Origin of the sequence: Bacillus zhangzhouensis (genome assembly GCF_000715205.1) — a bacterium.
Lineage (GTDB): Bacteria > Bacillota > Bacilli > Bacillales > Bacillaceae > Bacillus > Bacillus zhangzhouensis.
This window is the reverse complement of record NZ_JOTP01000002.1, coordinates 251,518-270,086: the sequence shown is the minus strand read 5'-3', so window position 1 is coordinate 270,086 and position 18,569 is coordinate 251,518. Positions and strand designations below refer to the sequence as shown.

At 40.5% G+C, this 18,569-nt stretch carries 18 protein-coding genes; 10 read left to right on the top strand and 8 right to left on the bottom strand.

Annotated features, from left to right (window positions below; all coding sequences use genetic code 11):
• Both BA70_RS03240 and BA70_RS03235 read right to left on the bottom strand, forming a co-directional pair.
• Window positions 1–573: IS5/IS1182 family transposase (locus BA70_RS03240; RefSeq protein WP_034318110.1), on the bottom strand; the 573-nt coding region annotated here is incomplete at its 3' end.
• Between the two features lie 126 nt (window positions 574–699).
• The gene (locus tag BA70_RS03235) at window positions 700–1,335 is read right to left on the bottom strand and encodes a DUF1054 domain-containing protein (protein ID WP_034318108.1); all 636 of its coding nucleotides are present in this window, start codon (window positions 1,333–1,335) and stop codon (window positions 700–702) included.
• A gap of 287 nt (window positions 1,336–1,622) precedes the next feature.
• Here BA70_RS03235 and BA70_RS03230 point away from each other — a divergent pair, with 287 nt between their 5' ends.
• Together BA70_RS03230 and BA70_RS03225 are read left to right on the top strand one after the other, a co-directional pair.
• A complete protein-coding gene (locus BA70_RS03230) occupies window positions 1,623–1,811 on the top strand; it encodes a hypothetical protein (RefSeq protein WP_034318105.1) in 189 nt (62 codons plus the stop codon).
• Window positions 1,812–1,944: 133 nt separating this feature from the next.
• Complete coding sequence (locus BA70_RS03225; protein WP_034318102.1) at window positions 1,945–2,751, top strand: inositol monophosphatase family protein; 807 nt, start codon at window positions 1,945–1,947, stop codon at window positions 2,749–2,751.
• 395 nt (window positions 2,752–3,146) lie between these two features.
• Here BA70_RS03225 and BA70_RS03220 read toward each other — a convergent pair whose 3' ends face one another.
• Complete coding sequence (locus BA70_RS03220; protein ID WP_034318099.1) at window positions 3,147–3,782, bottom strand: hypothetical protein; 636 nt, start codon at window positions 3,780–3,782, stop codon at window positions 3,147–3,149.
• Window positions 3,783–4,057: 275 nt separating this feature from the next.
• Window positions 4,058–4,237, bottom strand: a complete 180-nt coding sequence (locus tag BA70_RS03215; RefSeq protein ID WP_034318096.1) for a DUF5325 family protein — start codon at window positions 4,235–4,237, stop codon at window positions 4,058–4,060.
• 113 nt (window positions 4,238–4,350) lie between these two features.
• Between BA70_RS03215 and typA the strand changes: the two genes are divergently transcribed.
• Together typA and BA70_RS03205 are read left to right on the top strand one after the other, a co-directional pair.
• Window positions 4,351–6,189: a translational GTPase TypA gene (gene typA / locus BA70_RS03210; protein ID WP_034318093.1), complete on the top strand. Its 1,839-nt coding sequence runs from the start codon at window positions 4,351–4,353 to the stop codon at window positions 6,187–6,189.
• A gap of 97 nt (window positions 6,190–6,286) precedes the next feature.
• Window positions 6,287–6,568 carry a YlaH-like family protein gene (locus tag BA70_RS03205; RefSeq protein ID WP_051691106.1) on the top strand — a complete coding sequence of 94 codons (282 nt, stop codon included), beginning with the start codon at window positions 6,287–6,289 and terminating at the stop codon, window positions 6,566–6,568.
• A gap of 30 nt (window positions 6,569–6,598) precedes the next feature.
• Here BA70_RS03205 and BA70_RS03200 read toward each other — a convergent pair whose 3' ends face one another.
• The gene (locus BA70_RS03200; RefSeq protein WP_012009835.1) at window positions 6,599–6,829 is read right to left on the bottom strand and encodes a YlaI family protein; all 231 of its coding nucleotides are present in this window, start codon (window positions 6,827–6,829) and stop codon (window positions 6,599–6,601) included.
• A gap of 103 nt (window positions 6,830–6,932) precedes the next feature.
• Window positions 6,933–7,550, bottom strand: coding sequence for a YhcN/YlaJ family sporulation lipoprotein (locus BA70_RS03195; protein WP_034318087.1), 618 nt, complete (start codon window positions 7,548–7,550; stop codon window positions 6,933–6,935).
• Window positions 7,551–7,690: 140 nt separating this feature from the next.
• On the opposite strand from BA70_RS03195, the gene BA70_RS03190 reads away from it, so the two are divergent.
• Window positions 7,691–9,013, top strand: coding sequence for a PhoH family protein (locus BA70_RS03190; protein WP_034318084.1), 1,323 nt, complete (start codon window positions 7,691–7,693; stop codon window positions 9,011–9,013).
• Window positions 9,014–9,028: 15 nt separating this feature from the next.
• Here BA70_RS03190 and BA70_RS03185 read toward each other — a convergent pair whose 3' ends face one another.
• Window positions 9,029–9,511: a hypothetical protein gene (locus tag BA70_RS03185; protein WP_034318081.1), complete on the bottom strand. Its 483-nt coding sequence runs from the start codon at window positions 9,509–9,511 to the stop codon at window positions 9,029–9,031.
• A gap of 120 nt (window positions 9,512–9,631) precedes the next feature.
• Here BA70_RS03185 and glsA point away from each other — a divergent pair, with 120 nt between their 5' ends.
• The 5 genes from glsA (at window position 9,632) to BA70_RS03160 (ending at window position 17,446) form a co-directional block, all read left to right on the top strand.
• On the top strand, window positions 9,632–10,561 hold the full coding sequence (gene glsA / locus BA70_RS03180) for a glutaminase A (protein WP_034318080.1): 930 nt from the start codon (window positions 9,632–9,634) through the stop codon (window positions 10,559–10,561).
• Window positions 10,562–10,683: 122 nt separating this feature from the next.
• Window positions 10,684–10,965: an Fpa/YlaN family protein gene (locus BA70_RS03175; RefSeq protein WP_034318078.1), complete on the top strand. Its 282-nt coding sequence runs from the start codon at window positions 10,684–10,686 to the stop codon at window positions 10,963–10,965.
• A 210-nt stretch (window positions 10,966–11,175) separates the two neighbouring features.
• Window positions 11,176–12,387: a putative lipid II flippase FtsW gene (gene ftsW / locus BA70_RS03170; RefSeq protein WP_034318075.1), complete on the top strand. Its 1,212-nt coding sequence runs from the start codon at window positions 11,176–11,178 to the stop codon at window positions 12,385–12,387.
• 79 nt (window positions 12,388–12,466) lie between these two features.
• Window positions 12,467–15,913: a pyruvate carboxylase gene (pyc, locus tag BA70_RS03165; RefSeq protein ID WP_034318072.1), complete on the top strand. Its 3,447-nt coding sequence runs from the start codon at window positions 12,467–12,469 to the stop codon at window positions 15,911–15,913.
• Between the two features lie 99 nt (window positions 15,914–16,012).
• Window positions 16,013–17,446 (top strand): cryptochrome/photolyase family protein, encoded by a 1,434-nt coding sequence (locus tag BA70_RS03160; RefSeq protein WP_034318069.1) that lies wholly within the window; start codon window positions 16,013–16,015, stop codon window positions 17,444–17,446.
• A gap of 39 nt (window positions 17,447–17,485) precedes the next feature.
• Here BA70_RS03160 and BA70_RS03155 read toward each other — a convergent pair whose 3' ends face one another.
• Complete coding sequence (locus tag BA70_RS03155; RefSeq protein WP_034318066.1) at window positions 17,486–18,409, bottom strand: COX15/CtaA family protein; 924 nt, start codon at window positions 18,407–18,409, stop codon at window positions 17,486–17,488.
• Window positions 18,410–18,569: the final 160 nt, after the last annotated feature.

The window sequence follows — 18,569 nt, the reverse complement described above, 5'->3', positions numbered from 1 at the left end:
TAAATGAATAATGCCATTTACCTCTCGATCTTCTTGGACGGCTTCATCTAATTCTTTCATATAGTTCTGAGTATCTTGCTCGATCGTTTTTCTCGTATATTTATGTTTATTGGCATTCGCTTTTAGATGGGTTGAATCGGTAAAAAGGACACGACCGCCAACCATATCGTGATTGATGGCTTGAAGCACAATCTCATCAAAAATATCTTGAAAAATCGTTGTATCTTTAAATCGCGTACGACGATTCCAACTAATGGTGGAATGATGAGGAACGGGGTCATTGATATTCAAACCTAAAAACCATCTATACGCCATGTTATAGTAAATTTCTTTTTCAAGTTGTCTTTCAGAACGGATACCATACAGGTATCCGATAAACATCATTTTGAACAAAATGAGTGGATCTAGAGAAGGACGACCTTTATTCTCACTATAATACGGTTTTACTTTATCTACGATAAATGAAAAGTCAATGTACTGATCAATTTTACGAAGTAGGTGATCCTCTTCGACCAGTTGATCTAGCAATACAAATTCAGCTTCGTGCTGAGAAGAATTTCTAGTGTGGAACATGAGAAAAACACCTTCCTTTAGTATGCTTTTCTCTATTATAAAACGGGGGAATGGAAACTTTAAGGAAAAAACTAAAGCTGTCGAGATTTTCTCGACAGCCTGACGAGCCATGATAGGCTCGTTTTTTTATACAGATTCTTTCTGTGTAAAGCGGTATAGATAAGTCAACGTACGGAAGGCATTTTCGATTTTCGATAAAAACTCTTCATTATTCATTTGAACGACTTCTTCTCTAGGTAGCTGAATGCCGCAAAGGAGTTCGGCTTTCTTTACCGTTTGAACACGTTCAAATAGTGTTTTCAGCTGTTCAGCATCAAGCTCATTGTGACGCAGTACGTCTGGTTTCATATGATCTTTAGACCAAACGAAATCTTGCGGTATTTTCTGCTGGATGGTGTCTAGCTCTTTTTCGAATAATTGCCCATACTCACCTTTAACTGGAGATTCATAAATAAGTGCAAACCATACAAATACATGAGTTTTCCAAAGCCCAATTTGAAAATGAGGGAGCTTTTTATACCCGCGCTTACTGTTTGCAAAAGCAACCCACGTATCATTTGGCGGGTTGACTGATCTTCTCGCATGCTTTGCTACGTGTACAAACATCTCGTCTCCTGTAATAGAAGAAAGAAGCGGTGCAAAATGTTCGCCAAGAGCCTCAAGCTTTGGACGGACTCTTTCTTTTAATACGGTCATTCGTTCATCTAAACCGTCAACTGTGAATGTCTCAAAATCTTCATCTCTAAAACGCATCTCACTCATGTTATGCCTCCTGTATCTTTTCGCTGATCATATTTTATCATAGCTTGGGTCAAGCTCAAAAAAAGATGCACCATAAGGAGAAAGATTACAGAGGATATAATGTAGCGTTTAAAAACATCGAATTTGTGGTACATAACAAATAGGTAAAAACACAATTTTCAGAATGTCGTTGCGGTTATGCGATCGCTTCATACGATATAAGCAAGAACCAATTCTCTTATCGATTGTATTTTTTATCAATGAAAACTGACAAGGAATGAATCATTCTCTGGAAGGGGCGTTGACCAATGAAGCAAATCGTGAAGCAGGGGTATAGACAAGAGAAGAAGAATCGCATCGCTGTGTGGAGATTAGAGGTTGATTATGAGCTTTCTACGCTTCATGAAGCCATCGAGCAAAAAGATGTTATTCAAATTGAACGCAGCAAACGAAAGCTTGAGCGCCTAAGAAAAGAATGGGAGCAGCTTCAAGGGTAAAACAAGGTGAGGTAAAAACGAACCAATTCATCGGTTCGTTTTTGTATGACGCTGCTTTTTTCTTGCTTTTACGTACATAATATCAGTATGCTAATACAAATAGGTACTACATAGAAAAGAGGTTTACAGTCTGATGACAAACTGGGTGGAAATTGACCGTCTTGCAAAGCTTTGGGTAAAAGAAGCAGGAAGCCGTATTAAAGCGTCCATGCAGGAAGGTCTATCAATTGAAACAAAATCAAATCCTAATGATCTTGTCACAAACATCGATAAAGAAACAGAGCGTTTTTTCATTGAAAAGATTCAGTCGACATTTTCAGATCATCACATTTTAGGAGAAGAGGGACAAGGGGAAGAGGTGACCTCACTGGGTGGGATTGTGTGGATCATTGATCCGATTGATGGCACAATGAACTTTATCCATCAAAAACGCAACTTTGCCATTTCAATTGGGATATTTGAAAATGGCGTTGGAAAAATCGGTCTTATTTATGACGTCATTCATGACGAGCTATATCATGCGGTCAAAGGAGAAGGAGCCTATATGAACGATACCCTGCTCCCGCCACTAAAAGATGTCGCGATTGAAAAAGCCATTGTGGGCATTAACCCGACATGGGCAATCGAAAGCCCTTATTTTGATGCCAAACCGTTTGCCCGTCTCGTACGTGACGTGAGAGGGACTCGTACGATTGGATCAGCTGCGCTTGAACTCGCTTATATTGCAAGTGGAAGAAGTGACGCATACATCACGTTAAGGCTTGCGCCATGGGATTATGCGGCCGGCTGCGTGCTGCTTGATGAAGTAGGGGCTGTTTACTCAAATATTCACGGAGAGCGGCTTACGTTCCTAGAGAAAAATAGCATTGTTGCAGGAAATCGATCCATTTGTGAAAAGATCTTGCACGATTACATAAAAGGAAGCGGAAATAAAAGATAAACACAATCACTTCATGAGAATGAAGTGATTTTTTGTTTTTCCTGAAACTTTTTGGTAAGGCGAATGTCTATACCGATGAGGCCTTAATTTGATGTAAAGGATTGTGTATCAATGTTTGATTTGTTTAGTGATTTATCGCTCCATTTTGAAAGGTATTTGATTTTAAATGAGTACAGTATGAAAATGATTCAATGGTGTGTACTTGGACTTTTTGTTCTCTTCAATGATCAAGACACCAGATCCCATGCCATACTTAGATGAAAAGGAAGAAAAAAGATGGAAAGCTCTTACGTCGAGCGAGTATCGTGTTTAGTGTAGTGTACGTCATCATGATCATTCTATATTGGCTGAAATAAAAACCCCCATCTGGAAGAACCAGGTGGGGGTTTTTGAGCTTAGTTTAATTTTTCTTTTGCAAGTTGAACTGCATCATAGAACGTTTTTAATTGCTCTTGAGGAATTTTCTTAAGCAATTGGTTGAAAACAAGTAATTCAGTAGAGCTGAATCCAAGACCTTTTGCAATTTTTGAATCAATTACAACATTTCCTTTTTTGTCTAGAACAAGTGCATCACCAGCAAGATCAGCAATTCTGATCACTGATTTGAAAAGCTTTTCGAATTTAGTTGCTTCTTCTTTAGTAAGACCAAGTTCAATCGCTTTTTCTGCATCAAAAACTAATTTTCCTTTTTCGTCTTTAGTGATGCTTTCACTGAAAACGATTGTAAGAACAGCTGCGCGATCTAAGAATTTCTCAGCAGTCGCCGCTTCTTCTTCAGTCAAACCGAGCTCAATCGCTTTTTTCACATCGAATGTGTAGCTGTTGTCTTCCTCAACAAATGAATTGATGAGAATGTTGATGACACGCTCGTTTTTCTCCAATAAATCTTTAATAATTTGTTGCTGTTCAAAAGGAATCCCTTTGAACGTTGCAGCGTTTGCTTGCCCAGGAGCTACTGTTGTGAAAGTAAGAATGATAGCTAAAGCGAAAAATACAACAGAGCTGAGCGATTTGCTCAAAAACTTCTTCATGCTTCTTTTCTCTCCCTTTTCTGTTAAATTTTGTTGCAAGAACAGCATACCATGAGAAAGTTTGTGGAAGAATAGGAAAATTGTAACTTTGTGTTTGATTTTGGAGAACTATAAAAGTTCTTGTCGAAAAATAGAGAGGTTCAGATTGCTTATATTTGCCAAGTCTACATGCTATTTTCAGTCTGATTACTCGGGTTTTCATAGGTGGTTGGTCTTGTTTTTACTCGAAATAAAAAGCCTTCTACATGTAGAATGTAAAAGGCTTTTGAGAAATTTTATGATTGCACGTTTAATTTTCTTTTTAATGTAAATCCTGTACCCATGAAAATCATGGCGAACACGATACTAAGGCATGTTCCCAGTGTGCTTTTTTCTGCAACAGATACCCCAATAAACGCCATACTGACGACTGCAAGTAATGCACATAATAATAGAAGCCATTTGATTTGTTTCATTTGTCTCCATCCCTTTTTTTAGAGTTAATATAAGTTTACAGAAAAACGATCGGATTTTAAAGGGGATTGTGATATAATATGAAAGTTATCTAATTATTTTAGGAGATGAAAATGTGAAACTTCGAAAAGATCTTCGCAACATCGCAATTATTGCCCACGTTGACCATGGTAAAACGACGCTTGTTGACCAATTGCTCCATCAAGCTGGTACTTTCCGTGCGAATGAAAATATCGCTGAGAGAGCCATGGATTCAAATGATTTAGAGCGAGAGCGCGGTATTACGATTTTAGCTAAAAATACTGCGATCCATTATAAAGATACACGCATTAATATTTTAGATACACCAGGGCACGCCGACTTCGGTGGTGAGGTTGAGCGTATCATGAAAATGGTAGATGGTGTACTTCTCGTGGTGGACGCTTATGAAGGCTGTATGCCTCAAACACGATTTGTGCTGAAAAAAGCACTTGAGCAAAACTTAACACCAATTGTTGTTGTCAATAAAATTGACCGCGACTTTGCTCGTCCGGCTGAAGTAGTCGATGAAGTTATTGACTTGTTCATTGAATTGGATGCAACAGAAGAACAGCTTGAATTCCCAGTTGTGTATGCATCAGCAATCAATGGTACGGCAAGTAATGATGCGAGCAAGCAAGATGAAAACATGGAATCTTTGTTTGAAGCAATTGTCAACCATATTCCAAGCCCAATTGATAACCATGAAGAGCCGCTTCAATTCCAAGTGGCGCTACTTGATTACAATGATTATGTTGGAAGAATTGGAATCGGCCGTGTATTCAGAGGGACAATGCAAGTAGGACAGCAAGTAGCCCTGATGAAAGTCGATGGCAGCGTGAAACAATTCCGTGTGACAAAGATTTTTGGTTTCCAAGGGTTAAAACGAGTGGAAATCAATGAAGCGAAAGCTGGAGATCTTGTCGCTGTATCTGGTATGGAAGACATCAACGTAGGTGAAACAGTTTGTCCGGTAGAACACCAAGAGGCACTGCCAATCCTTCGTATTGATGAGCCGACACTTCAAATGACGTTTGTTGTCAACAACAGCCCATTTGCAGGCCGTGAAGGAAAATACGTGACATCACGTAAAATTGAAGAGCGTTTAGAGCAGCAGCTTCAAACAGACGTAAGTCTTCGCGTGGATCCAACTGATTCACCTGATGCTTGGGTCGTATCTGGACGCGGAGAGCTTCACTTATCGATTCTGATTGAGAATATGAGACGTGAAGGGTTTGAATTACAAGTATCGAAGCCAGAAGTTATTGTAAAAGAAGTGGATGGTGTTCGATGTGAGCCTGTAGAACGCGTTCAAATTGATGTACCAGAAGAGCACACTGGCTCTATCATGGAGTCAATGGGCGCAAGAAAAGGTGACATGATTGACATGATCAATAATGGTAACGGTCAAGTTCGCCTGATCTTTACAGTTCCATCACGTGGTTTAATCGGATATACAACTGAATTTCTTTCATTAACTCGTGGTTTTGGTATTCTGAACCATACGTTTGACAGCTATCAGCCGATGCAGTCTGGTCAAGTTGGCGGACGCCGTCAAGGTGTACTTGTTTCAATGGAAACAGGCAAAGCGACTTCTTACGGAATCCAAGGTGTTGAAGAGCGCGGTGTGATTTTTGTTGAGCCAGGTACTGAAGTATATCAAGGAATGATTGTTGGTGAGCATAACCGTGAGAACGATCTTGTTGTCAACGTTAGCCGTATGAAACAACAAACGAACGTGCGTTCGGCTACAAAAGATCAAACGGTTAGTATGAAAAAACCACGTATTATGTCACTTGAGGAATCTCTTGAGTATCTTAATGAAGACGAATACTGTGAGGTTACACCAGAATCCATTCGTCTAAGAAAGAAAATTTTAGATAAAAACGAACGTGAGAAAGCAGCGAAGAAGAAAAAGCTAGCAGGATTATCCTAATTCCATGAAGAATTAACAAAGATAGAACCCTGAAAGATAAGGGGAGGGAATCTTTTTGAATGATCAGGAAGTAAGTGAGAATCTATCCTTTTTCGCGATGCTGTTTCGTGTCGATGAAAATCCGCAAGCAGGGATGTGGCTCCTATATGGCACCATCCTTGTTTTAGCGATTATTGTTTTTAAGCTCGGCTTTGCTAGACGTCTACCGATTTTAAAAGCGCTCGTGATTTATTTGTTTTTGATTTTTGGCTGTACGTTTCTCACATTTTTAGGAATCTTCTTGCCAGTAGCGGAAGGCCTAGTAGTGGCAGCTGCCATTTTAATTATTTATAAAATACGGCTGCATCGTGCGAAAAAAGAAGGAACAGTAAATACGTAAAAAAAGACCTGAACATGTGTCAGGTCTTTTTTATGTTTTTTGTTCTTTTTTTCCTTTTTTCTTCTTTTTCTCTTTCGTCGCAGGATCTTGATAAAGAGAGAATCTGCCAGTTTTGATGCGTGCTTCTGTCTTGACTTTAATTCTTTCTTGGCAGTCATCGCACATATATGTATGAATCGGTCGATTTCTTAACCGCTTAGCAACGAGTGTATCATCATCAATGGTTTCAAGCTTTTCACATAATGAGCACTTCACTCTCATCATTTTCACCTCACTTTGTTGCATTCATTATAGCATGTTTTCTGAACCACTTAAAATCAGCGTAGAAAAAGGCTTATATCACAAGAGATACAAGCCGTTCTCATTATTTCTTCTGATTCATATGATGGTTTGATTGATCGTTTTGATTTTTTTCTAACTGCTTTTGATCGTTTTGTTTGAGCTGATCATTCGGGTCATTCGTCGGGTCCGTTTCGCTACGATCGATCTCATTTCGCGGCATCTCTGGCATCACACGTCCGACAATGGCAGCTAGTTCATCCATAATACCACTTACAGGACGGCCTGCTTGAATTTCTTTGCCCATTTCTTTTAAACGGCTGACTGTATCTGGGTCAGCGACCACAACAGCATTCGCACCCTCTGGGTCATTTTTCAGCGCTTTTGCGACTGAATATTTAATGGTTTCTACTTTGCTTCTATCTAAATCATCTTTTACATCAATGCCAACAACAGCATAGCGGCCGATGACGATAGCCGTTGCATCATTTACATCTGCTACATGCTCGGTCACATTGACAAGATGCTGCGCGACATCTGTTGATGGGCGGGCTTGATCGGTATTTTTCTTGGTTGAGTCTGACACCCGTACTAAGTGCTGGCGTCCATCTTGCTTGTCCAGAGCCTCTGGCTTTTCCTGCTGCTGGCAAGCGCCCAACAGAAAGATGGTATGAATCATGAATAATGTAACAAATAGTCGCATGTGTATTCCCTCCTTCACAAACTGCATGATTTATTTTATTGTTGAATTAACCTTCTAACTTTATTCATGAAAACATATATTTTAACAATCGTTTTTGGAAAGACAAGGATGAATGAAACCCCGATCAGGAGGCGAAGGACCTGAGTAAAATTTATGTATTAGACACGAATGTGTTATTACAGGATCCGAATTCAATCTTTTCATTTGAAGACAATGAGGTCGTCATTCCGGCCGTTGTGTTAGAAGAAGTAGACTCGAAAAAGAGATACATGGACGAGGTTGGGCAAAATGCTCGGCGCGTTTCACGTTTAATCGACGCTTTGAGATCGAAAGGGAAACTGCATGAAAAAATTACGCTAGAGTCAAAAGGGACACTGCGCATTGAACTGAATCACCGTTCTTTCCATGAACTTCAAGAAATTTTCATTGAAAAAACGAACGATAATCGGATCTTGGCTGTGGCAAAGAATTTGAGCTTAGAGGAAGAAACAAAGCCTCATGGGCGGCCTGTCATTTTGGTTAGCAAGGATGTCTTAGTGCGAGTGAAGGCAGATGCCATTGGGCTGCAAGCAGAGGATTTTTTAAGTGATCGTGTGCTGCAAAATGAAGACATTGATAATGGCTATCACGAGCTCTATATTCCGACGGAACAGTTGAATACATTTTATAAGCAAAATCAGTTACACGTAAAAGATGTCACCAATGCCTCGTTAAACCCTCATCAATTTGTCATTATGAAGGGAAATGAAGGGGGTTCTGCTTTAGGAATGCTTGATCAAAAAGGAGAGCTCATCAAGCGTCTCATTTATGATCAAGAACATATTTGGGGAATCCGCCCGAAAAATGTTCAGCAGACGATGGCGATAGAGCTACTTTTACGCCGCGACATTCCGCTCGTGACACTCATCGGAAAAGCGGGGACAGGCAAAACATTGCTTGCACTTGCTGCTGGATTGATGCAAACAGAGGATCTCGGCATGTTTAAAAAGCTCATCGTGGCCCGCTCAATTGTTCCTGTTGGTAAGGATTTAGGCTACTTGCCAGGCGAGAAGGAAGAGAAGCTCAGACCGTGGATGCAGCCGATCTATGACAACCTAGAATTTTTATTTAATACAAAAAAACCTGGAGAACTTGATGCGATCTTAGCGGGTATTGGTTCGATTCAGGTGGAGGCTTTAACTTACATCCGTGGAAGAAGTATACCTGATCAATTTATCATCATTGATGAGGCGCAAAATTTAACAAAACACGAAGTGAAAACATTATTAACGCGAGTTGGAGAGGGAAGTAAAATTGTGCTGATGGGAGATCCAGAGCAGATTGATCATCCTTATTTAGATAGCTTAAATAATGGGCTTACGTATGTCATTGAGCGCTTCAAAGGGCAACAAATATCTGGACATGTCAAGCTTGTCAAAGGAGAAAGATCTGGACTTGCACAGCTTGCAGCTGATTTATTATAGTCCAGACCCTCTATCTTATGTAATGATTAGCTCTTTTACACCTTTAATGGGCTGAGTGATGTTGGACTGATCCTCGAAATAAACGTGGATTGGTCCTTCTTCTGTAATAGGCTTTCCATTTTGACTGAAATGAGCAATGCTTTCCATTGCTTTAGAAAGCGGCACAGCAATTGTTTCCGTTTCTGTGACAAATTCACACGCTGCCGCCTCATCAAGCGGTTCTGCATTTTTCAGCATGTCGCCAAGCTTCATACCGAAGCTGCCTGTGACGAGTCTTTCTTTTTCGTATTTCTTCTCTGTTTTTAAAGTGGGTGGGAGTGTTTGCCCCTCTCTTATGACCCGCTCTTGGTCAAGCTCCTGATCAAGCTGATTCTCTTCACTTGCTGCGCTTTTCTCAAAAAATGAATCCATTAAAAATTTGCGGTCATCAAAAATCCACACACTTGGATCAATGGTGATCTTGTACCGTACGTTCCCCTTAATTTGAATAATGCTCATGTTCAAGACAACCCCTTTCCATCATAAATTATAGAAGTTTTCGCCCGCTTTGTCACTTTCATAAACATGCTTCTCTTTGTACACACTAACCTTACATGAAATATAGGGAGGATTTTGGGCATGGCATGTCGTGACAATGAAGAGCTTCAGCGATTTGTAGAAGAAGCAAAAAAAGTCGCCAAATATGGCAAAGTAGCATCCTATATTCCTGCTCTCGGTAAAGCGGATCAGACGGATTTATCTGTGGCTGTATATCATGTGAGTAACACATGTCACTCGGCAGGGGATGTAGATAAAAGGTTTACCCTTCAAAGTATTTCAAAAGTATTAGCACTTGCGCTCGTGCTCTCAGAAGAAGGGCCAAAAAAAGTATTTCAATTTGTTGGGCAGGAACCGACAGGCGATCCATTTAATTCGATGATTAAACTTGAAACAGCAAGCCCGAATAAGCCGTTGAACCCAATGATTAACGCAGGAGCGCTCGCAGTCACAAGCTTAATAAAAGGCAGGACCCCGCAAGATCAGCTCAATCGATTGCTCGCTTTTATTAGAGAGCTTGCAAATGACACAAGCATTACATACTGTAAAGAAACAGCTGCTTCCGAATTTGAGACATCGATGATTAACCGCGCCATGTGCTATTACATGAAGCAATATCATATTATTAGAGGGAATGTAGAAGAGGTCATGGATGTTTATACGAAACAATGTGCCATCATGATGAACAGCTTGGATTTGGCGAAAATCGCTTGTGTTTTTTCATTAGACGGCAGGCATCCAGAGACGGGGAAGCAAATCCTTTCAAAAGATGTCGCTAGAATTTGTAAAACCTTTATGGTGACTTGCGGAATGTACAATGCAAGCGGAGAATTTGCCATTAATATCGGGATTCCCGCCAAAAGCGGTGTCTCCGGCGGGATCATGGGAGCAGCGCCATATGATTTTGGGATTGGCATTTTCGGGCCTGCGCTGGATGAGAAAGGGAATAGTATTGCTGGAATTAAGCTGCTTGAGCTCATGAGTGAAAAATATGAAATGAGTATCTTTTAACAACTCATGCCTTCTTTTTATTTTTACAGAGCGAACTGTACAAATCTGCTTGCAATTTTGGGCGTTTCGCTTTATGATAAATAGAAGAATTAGGTACTCGCCTGGGGAACGGAGGGATACTTTTGGCGTCAGAAATTTTAGTCGATCATCGGCAAAAAGCACTGTCTTTATTAAAATTGGATGCAGATAAAATTTTAAAATTGATCCAAGTGCAAATGGACAACTTAACGATGCCGCAATGTCCTCTTTATGAAGAGGTTTTAGATACTCAAATGTTCGGATTATCGAGAGAAATTGATTTTGCTGTCCGACTTGGATTAGTTGATCAACATGAAGGCAAGAAACTACTCGATAAACTTGAGAGAGAGCTTTCCGCACTTCATGATGCGTTCACAAAAAAATAATGATCGAAAACTCAAACTTCCACAACATAAGTTTGAGTTTTTTTGTCCTCCATTTTCTTTTGATTGTTTGAGAACAAACGGACTTGATTCTTTCATGAATGACGAACAATATAAAAGAGGTAAAACGGGATCAAACGGAGAAAATGTAGTAGAATAAGAACAGCTAAGAGGATATCGAGCAGAAGAAACAGACGTTAGGAAGAGGATTATATGTTAAAGAGAATGCTAAAATCGTATGACTACTCATTATTGTTCGCCATTATATTAATTAGCGCATTCGGTTTGGTGATGGTGTATAGCTCAAGTATGATTACATCTGTCATCAGATATGATGCCGCGCCAGATAATTTTTTTAAGAAACAGCTTTTATTTATGATTGTTGGGGCGGTCATCTTGATCTTTACAGCTCTGGCTCCATATCAGCTGTTTTCAAATAAAAAATTCCAGATCGGTATGCTGCTGCTTTCTGTTGTTTCACTCATCTATGTGTACTTTGGCGGTCACATTGCAGGGAATGCTAGAAGCTGGATCAAAATAGGACCTTTTAGTCTTCAGCCAGCAGAATTTGTGAAGATTGTCGTCATCATCTATCTTGCTGCTGTGTATGCAAAAAAGCAGCACTATATTGATCATATTTTAAGAGGGGTCACACCTCCAATCGTGATTGTCTCCATCTTATGTGGCTTCATTATTTTGCAGCCAGATTATGGGACAGCCTTTATCATCGGCATGATTGCCCTTGCGATGATTTTATGCTCAGGCTTTAGCGGTAAAACGCTTGCGAAGCTGTTAGCGCTATTTAGTGCAGTGATGGTCGTCGTGACACCGTTTATTATGCTGTTCTGGGATAAAATTTTCACGCAAAATCGTCTCGGACGTTTTGAGAGTTTCCAAGACCCGTTTAAAGATGCAGGCGCCACTGGGCATCAATTGATTAATTCATATTATGCGATTGGATCAGGTGGCTTTTTTGGACTTGGACTTGGAGAGAGTGTCCAAAAGTATGGGTATCTTCCAGAGCCACATACAGATTTTATCATGGCGATCATCTCGGAAGAGCTTGGCTTTTTCGGTGTATTTTTTGTTCTAGCTCTACTTGGCTTCATCGTCGTAAAAGGTTTTTATATTGCGAGAAAGTGTGAGGATCCGTTTGGAAGTTTGCTTGCAATAGGAATTTCTTCGATGATTGCGATCCAAACATGTATCAATTTGGGTGGTGTTTCAGGTCTTATTCCAATCACTGGGGTGACACTTCCTTTTATCAGCTACGGGGGATCGTCCATCATTTTATTAAGTGGATGTATGGGAATACTGCTGAATATCAGCATGTTCACTGAATATAAAGAGCGTTATAAAAAGAAAAAATCAATCAGCAAACCATCACTTCAAAAAAATGGATTGCAGAAAACTTTGAATCTTTAGAAAACAAAAGTGTACAGTTTTCATTTCTTCCTTTATTATAGAGTACATATAAAATTTTAAGGGATATGGAGGAGTGAGAATGTCACAGAGAACAATTCAAAAGGTTCTAGTTGCAAACAGAGGGGAAATTGCTATCAGAGTCTTCAGGGCCTGTACAGAGCTTAATTTACGTACAGTGGCCATTTACTCCAAAGAAGACTCGGGCTCTTATCATCGCTATAAAGCAGATGAAGCATATCTAGTTGGAGAAGGGAAAAAACCGATTGATGCCTACCTTGATATCGAGGGGATCATCGAAATTGCAAAACGAAATGACGTGGATGCGATTCATCCAGGGTACGGATTTTTATCCGAAAACATTCATTTTGCAAGACGATGCGAAGAGGAAGGCATTCAATTCATCGGTCCAACTTCTCAGCATTTAGATATGTTTGGAGATAAAGTAAAGGCGAGAGATGAAGCGAAAAAAGCTGGAATTCCAGTCATTCCAGGAAGTGACGGGCCAGTTGATTCGGTCAAAGAAGTCGAAAAATTCGGTGAAGAATACGGTTACCCGTTTATTATTAAAGCTTCACTTGGCGGCGGCGGCCGAGGTATGCGGATTGTCAGGTCAAAAGAGGAGCTGAATGAAGGCTATGACCGTGCAAAGTCAGAGGCAAAAGCTGCTTTTGGAAATGACGAAGTATACGTTGAGAAACTGATTGAAAATCCGAAACATATTGAAGTGCAGGTGATTGGTGACAATCACGGCAATATCATTCATTTATATGAGCGTGACTGCTCTGTCCAAAGGCGTCATCAAAAAGTCATTGAAGTTGCACCAAGTGTATCTCTTACAGATCAATTACGTGAAGACATCTGCGAAGCGGCTGTTAAGCTGGCTCGAAATGTGTCGTATATGAACGCTGGGACTGTAGAATTCCTAGTGGCAAATGGTGAGTTTTATTTTATTGAAGTCAATCCTAGGGTACAGGTGGAACATACGATCACAGAAATGATCACAGGTGTCGATATCGTACAAACCCAAATTCTTGTCGCAAAGGGTCATGATCTCCATAGCGATGAAGTCGGAATACCAAAGCAAGAAGATATCTTCACACATGGATTTGCCATTCAATCAAGGGTCACGACAGAGGATCCTTTGAATAACTTTATGCCGGACACTGGAAAAATTATGGCCTACCGTTCAGGTGGGGGATTTGGTGTACGTTTAGATGCTGGGAACAGCTTCCAAGGTGCAGTCATTACATCTTATTACGATTCATTATTGGTCAAGCTGTCCACATGGGCGCTCACATTTGATCAGGCTGCTGCTAAAATGGTCCGTAATTTACAAGAATTCAGGATTCGCGGCATTAAAACGAATATCCCATTTCTTGAAAACGTGGCAAAGCATGAGAAGTTTCTAAAAGGGGAATACGATACGTCGTTTATCGATTCATCGCCAGAGCTATTTAATTTCCCAAAACAAAAAGACCGTGGAACGAAAATGTTGACTTATATTGGTAACGTGACCATTAATGGGTTCCCTGGTATTGCGGAGAAAAAGAAGCCTCAATTTGATAGACCAAATGTACCGAAGCTTCCAGTCCATGAAGAGGTTCCGTCTGGGACAAAACAATTGTTAGATACGCATGGACCTGAGGGGCTCGCCAATTGGGTAAAAGAACAAAGTAACGTTCTTTTAACAGATACAACCTTTAGAGATGCCCATCAGTCTCTGCTTGCAACACGCTTTAGAACACATGACTTGAAGAAAATTGCCCAGCCAACAGCAGGGTTATGGCCAGAGCTATTCAGTATGGAAATGTGGGGCGGCGCTACATTTGATGTTGCGTATCGTTTCTTAAAAGAAGATCCTTGGGAAAGACTGAAAGAGCTTCGTCAAGAAGTTCCGAACACCTTGTTTCAAATGCTTTTAAGATCATCAAACGCTGTCGGATATACAAACTATGCAGATAATGTCATTAAAGCATTTGTAAAGGAATCGGCTGAGGCAGGCATTGATGTGTTCCGCATTTTTGATAGCTTAAACTGGGTCAAAGGCATGACGCTTGCCATAGATTCTGTTCGTGAATCAGGCAAAGTGGCTGAGGCAGCCATTTGTTATACGGGGGATATTCTTGATCCATCTCGTCCGAAATATGACCTTAAATACTATGTCTCTCTTGCGAAGGAACTTGAATCGGCAGGTGCTCATATTTTAGGCATTAAAGATATGGCGGGATTATTAAAACCGCAGGCAGCTTACGAGCTTGTATCTGCTTTAAAAGATGAACTGACCATCCCAATCCATCTTCATACACATGATACGAGTGGAAACGGACTGTTCACCTATGCAAGAGCGATCGATGCAGGTGTTGATATTGTTGATGTTGCCGTTAGCTCTATGGCGGGGCTCACATCGCAGCCAAGTGCGAGCTCGTTATACTATGCTTTAGATGGACATGAAAGAAAGCCAGAAATGAACGTCAAAGCTGTAGAACGTCTTTCTCAATACTGGGATTCCGTCAGAAAATACTATCATGAGTTCGAAAGTGGCATGAATTCGCCGCATACAGAAATTTATGAGCATGAAATGCCTGGCGGTCAGTATAGTAACTTGCAGCAGCAGGCGAAAGGTGTAGGCCTTGGCGAGCGCTGGAATGAAGTAAAGGAAATGTACAGACGTGTAAATGACATGTTTGGTGATATTGTGAAGGTAACACCATCCTCTAAAGTGGTCGGAGATATGGCACTTTATATGGTGCAAAATGATCTAACAGAAGAGGATGTCTATGAAAAAGGCGCAACACTGGACTTCCCGGATTCTGTTGTTGAATTATTTAAAGGCTATTTAGGTCAGCCGCATGGCGGATTCCCAGAAAAACTGCAAAAGCTGATTTTAAAAGGGGAAGAGCCGCTGACTGTCAGACCAGGTGAGAAGCTGAAGCCAGTGGACTTTGAAGAAATTAAAAAGCAATTCAAAGAATCACATGACCTGTCGTTGACAGAACAAGATGCGATTGCATATGCCTTATATCCGAAAGTCTTTTCTGAATTCGTTCAAACAGCAGAAAGCTATGGTGATATCTCTGTTCTTGACACACCAACGTTCTTCTATGGGATGAGACTAGGTGAAGAGATTGAGGTGGAAATTGAAAAAGGAAAAACCCTCATTGTCAAACTCGTGTCAATTGGAGAACCGAATCCAAATGCCACAAGAGTCATTTACTTTGAGCTAAATGGTCAGCCGCGTGAAGTGGTGATTAAGGATGAAAGCATCAAATCCTCCGTTCAAGAAAAAATGAAGGCGGATCGCTCGAATCCAAATCACATTGCCGCATCGATGCCAGGCACCGTAATCAAAGTGCTTGTTGAAAAAGGGCAGAAAATCTCGCAAGGTGAGCACCTGATGATCAATGAAGCCATGAAAATGGAAACGACCGTTCAAGCACCATTCTCTGCGGTTATAGATGAAATTCATGTGACGAATGGAGAACCAATTCAAACCGGTGATCTGCTGATTGTATTAAAGCCTGAATAATGAGTGAGACACATCCATAGCGATGTGTCTTTTTTTGAGCGCATTAAAATGTGCAGCGGCCTGAAAGAGTGATTACACTATAGAATGAGGTGAAGAAAGTTGGAAATCGTCGTGATTTGGTTTCGCCGAGATATGCGATTGGATGATCATATCGCCTTATCAAAAGCGATCACATATGCAAAAAAACACGAGTACAAACTATTTGCTTTTTATCATGTAGATCCTTTTTTTACAGAAATGGAGCTTGATTTAAACCACGAACACTTCTTTCAAAGCTTGGCTCATTTTGTCAAGGAAGCGAGAGAATCTCAAGTGTATGTTCACCTTTTCCATGACGATGTCTTGTCCGCCTTTCAGCAGGTCATCGATGTTTATGACATCAAAGCCGTCTTTTTTAATGAAGACCAAGTTGGAATTGGTCAAACACGTGATCATCGAGTAAGCGATTTTTTAGAAGGAAAGGGCATTCATGTATCAAAGTGGCAAGATACACACCTTCATGGGGCGAGAGATATTTTAAAAGCGGATGGGTCTCATTATCAAGTGTTCACTCCATACTATCAATCATGGCGAAAGCAAGAGAAGCAACGTGTGATAAAAGTTGACAAATCTTTTTTCAGTAGCGAGCATTCGATTTGTGATGAGTCACTTTCTCAAAAAGGGGAGGACAAACTAAAAAGCATCATCAAGGGATGTTCAAGGAAATTTGATCAAATTGGTTCAGACAAAGCGATGAACACGCTAAACACCTTTATCCAAAAAAGGCTGACACATTATCATGAGAAACGGGATATTCCGTCTGTTTTTGGAACGAGTAAGCTGTCGCGATTTTTAAAAACAGGCACCATTTCTATTCGGACGATCTTTCATGCTGTAAATGAGGGAGCACTTTATGAAGACGAGGGCTGGGAACCCTTTGTGAAAGAGCTGGCGTGGCGTGATTTTTATCATATGATTTTTGCGCACTATCCAGAGATGAAAGAAAAAGAAATCAATTCTTCATTTCAAGGGGTGAAATGGAATGGAGATGAGACTCTTTTTGAAGCTTGGTGTAAAGGTGAAACAGGCTTTCCGCTCGTTGATGCAGGGATGAGGCAATTAAATGAAGAAGGCTGGATGCATAACCGCTTGCGAATGGTGACTGCTTCATTTTTAACAAAGGATTATTTGATTGATTGGAGAAAAGGCGAAGCGTATTTTGCGAAAAAACTCGTGGACTATGATGAGTCTTCAAATATCGGGGGATTTCAGTGGGCAGCCTCTGTCGGAACGGATGCTGTTCCTTACTTTCGTATATTTAATCCAACGACCCAATCGAAGCGATTTGATCCAACTGGGCAATTTATCAGAAGATATGTACCTGAACTAAAACATGTCGATGAAAAATGGATTCATGAACCAAGTAAAATGCCGATAGATGAACAAATAAAATCTGGATGTGTGCTAGGTGATGCCTATCCACTGCCAACAGTCGATCATCAAGAAAGACGCAAACAAGCCATTTCGCTATTTGAAGAAGCAAAACAACAATAAAAGAAATCCCCTTTCCACATGGAAGGGGGATAAAAACTTTTATCTAAATGGCTCTTTACTTTCATATTTATACCGGGCAATGAGTAAGCAGAAGTAGCATAGTACCCCAAACAAACAAGAAATAAAGAATGAATGAGCAAGCGCATAACCAAGTGCAAGGTGAGAATAAACAGACATCACACCTGAAATTGCTTGAAGTGTAATCAGAATGGCTGAAATGATCCATCCATAATACAACTGCTTCTGATCTTTATAATGTTTAATGGCATGGATCATGGCGATAAATATCCATACGAATAAAAGAAGTGCTGCTGCTCGGTGAGACATTTGAACCCACTGATTAAAATAAGTCGGAAGTGCGCCGTCTTTTGAACAAAATGGAAAGACAGAGCAAGCAAGGCTCGATTTTGTATGTCTTACATAAGCACCCGTATACACCACGATATAAGTATATGTGATCAAGCCATAAATATGGAACTGCATTCTTTTTCCGATATGAAGGGGCTTCACAAGCTTTGTTTCAGATCTAGTTGCCTCAAACACAAGAAGGGCAAGCAGTAAGATTGAAGCAAAAGAAATCAGTGAAATACCGAAGTGCAGTGCCATCACAAGTGCGTTAGAACCAAACACAACGGCGAGTGCCCCTAACAGCGCTTGGAGCAGTAAGAATATAATGGACATGATGACCAAGAATTTGGTTTCACGGAATACTGGACTAATTTTTTTCCAGCATAAGATCGCCAGTGCTAGTACAAGAATAGTGGAAACCCCTGTTGACATGCGGTGACTCCATTCAATGATGGAAGCAGGATTCATTTCAGGAAAGAAACGACCGTGGCAAAGGGGCCACTGTCTACCGCAGCCAAGACCCGAGCCGGTTTTTGTAACAAGCGCACCACCAATCAGAACGATCAGCATCACAAACGTTGTGACAACGCTCAATAGCCTTAAAGCAAATTTCATCAAATTATTTCACCTTCTCTAAAAAACTTCTGATACAAATGAAAACCTCACATGCTCTCAAGTTTAAGCCAAATGCGTGTTCTGTTGCAATTCATAATCACCAAAGTTCACAAAAAAATGATATGTTAGTTCACAAAGTTTACAGATTTAGAGTGCTTGA

What these genes read in the sequence shown, in the direction of transcription:
- BA70_RS03235 (WP_034318108.1), bottom strand. Translation starts at nt 1,335, where the DNA reads ATGAGTGAGATGCGTTTTAGAGATGAAGATTTTGAGACATTCACAGTT.
- BA70_RS03230 (WP_034318105.1), top strand. Translation starts at nt 1,623, where the DNA reads ATGAAGCAAATCGTGAAGCAGGGGTATAGACAAGAGAAGAAGAATCGC.
- BA70_RS03225 (WP_034318102.1), top strand. Translation starts at nt 1,945, where the DNA reads ATGACAAACTGGGTGGAAATTGACCGTCTTGCAAAGCTTTGGGTAAAA.
- BA70_RS03220 (WP_034318099.1), bottom strand. Translation starts at nt 3,782, where the DNA reads ATGAAGAAGTTTTTGAGCAAATCGCTCAGCTCTGTTGTATTTTTCGCT.
- BA70_RS03215 (WP_034318096.1), bottom strand. Translation starts at nt 4,237, where the DNA reads ATGAAACAAATCAAATGGCTTCTATTATTATGTGCATTACTTGCAGTC.
- BA70_RS03205 (WP_051691106.1), top strand. Translation starts at nt 6,287, where the DNA reads ATGCTGTTTCGTGTCGATGAAAATCCGCAAGCAGGGATGTGGCTCCTA.
- BA70_RS03200 (WP_012009835.1), bottom strand. Translation starts at nt 6,829, where the DNA reads ATGAGAGTGAAGTGCTCATTATGTGAAAAGCTTGAAACCATTGATGAT.
- BA70_RS03195 (WP_034318087.1), bottom strand. Translation starts at nt 7,550, where the DNA reads ATGCGACTATTTGTTACATTATTCATGATTCATACCATCTTTCTGTTG.
- BA70_RS03185 (WP_034318081.1), bottom strand. Translation starts at nt 9,511, where the DNA reads ATGAGCATTATTCAAATTAAGGGGAACGTACGGTACAAGATCACCATT.
- glsA (WP_034318080.1), top strand. Translation starts at nt 9,632, where the DNA reads ATGGCATGTCGTGACAATGAAGAGCTTCAGCGATTTGTAGAAGAAGCA.
- ftsW (WP_034318075.1), top strand. Translation starts at nt 11,176, where the DNA reads ATGTTAAAGAGAATGCTAAAATCGTATGACTACTCATTATTGTTCGCC.
- pyc (WP_034318072.1), top strand. Translation starts at nt 12,467, where the DNA reads ATGTCACAGAGAACAATTCAAAAGGTTCTAGTTGCAAACAGAGGGGAA.
- BA70_RS03155 (WP_034318066.1), bottom strand. Translation starts at nt 18,409, where the DNA reads ATGAAATTTGCTTTAAGGCTATTGAGCGTTGTCACAACGTTTGTGATG.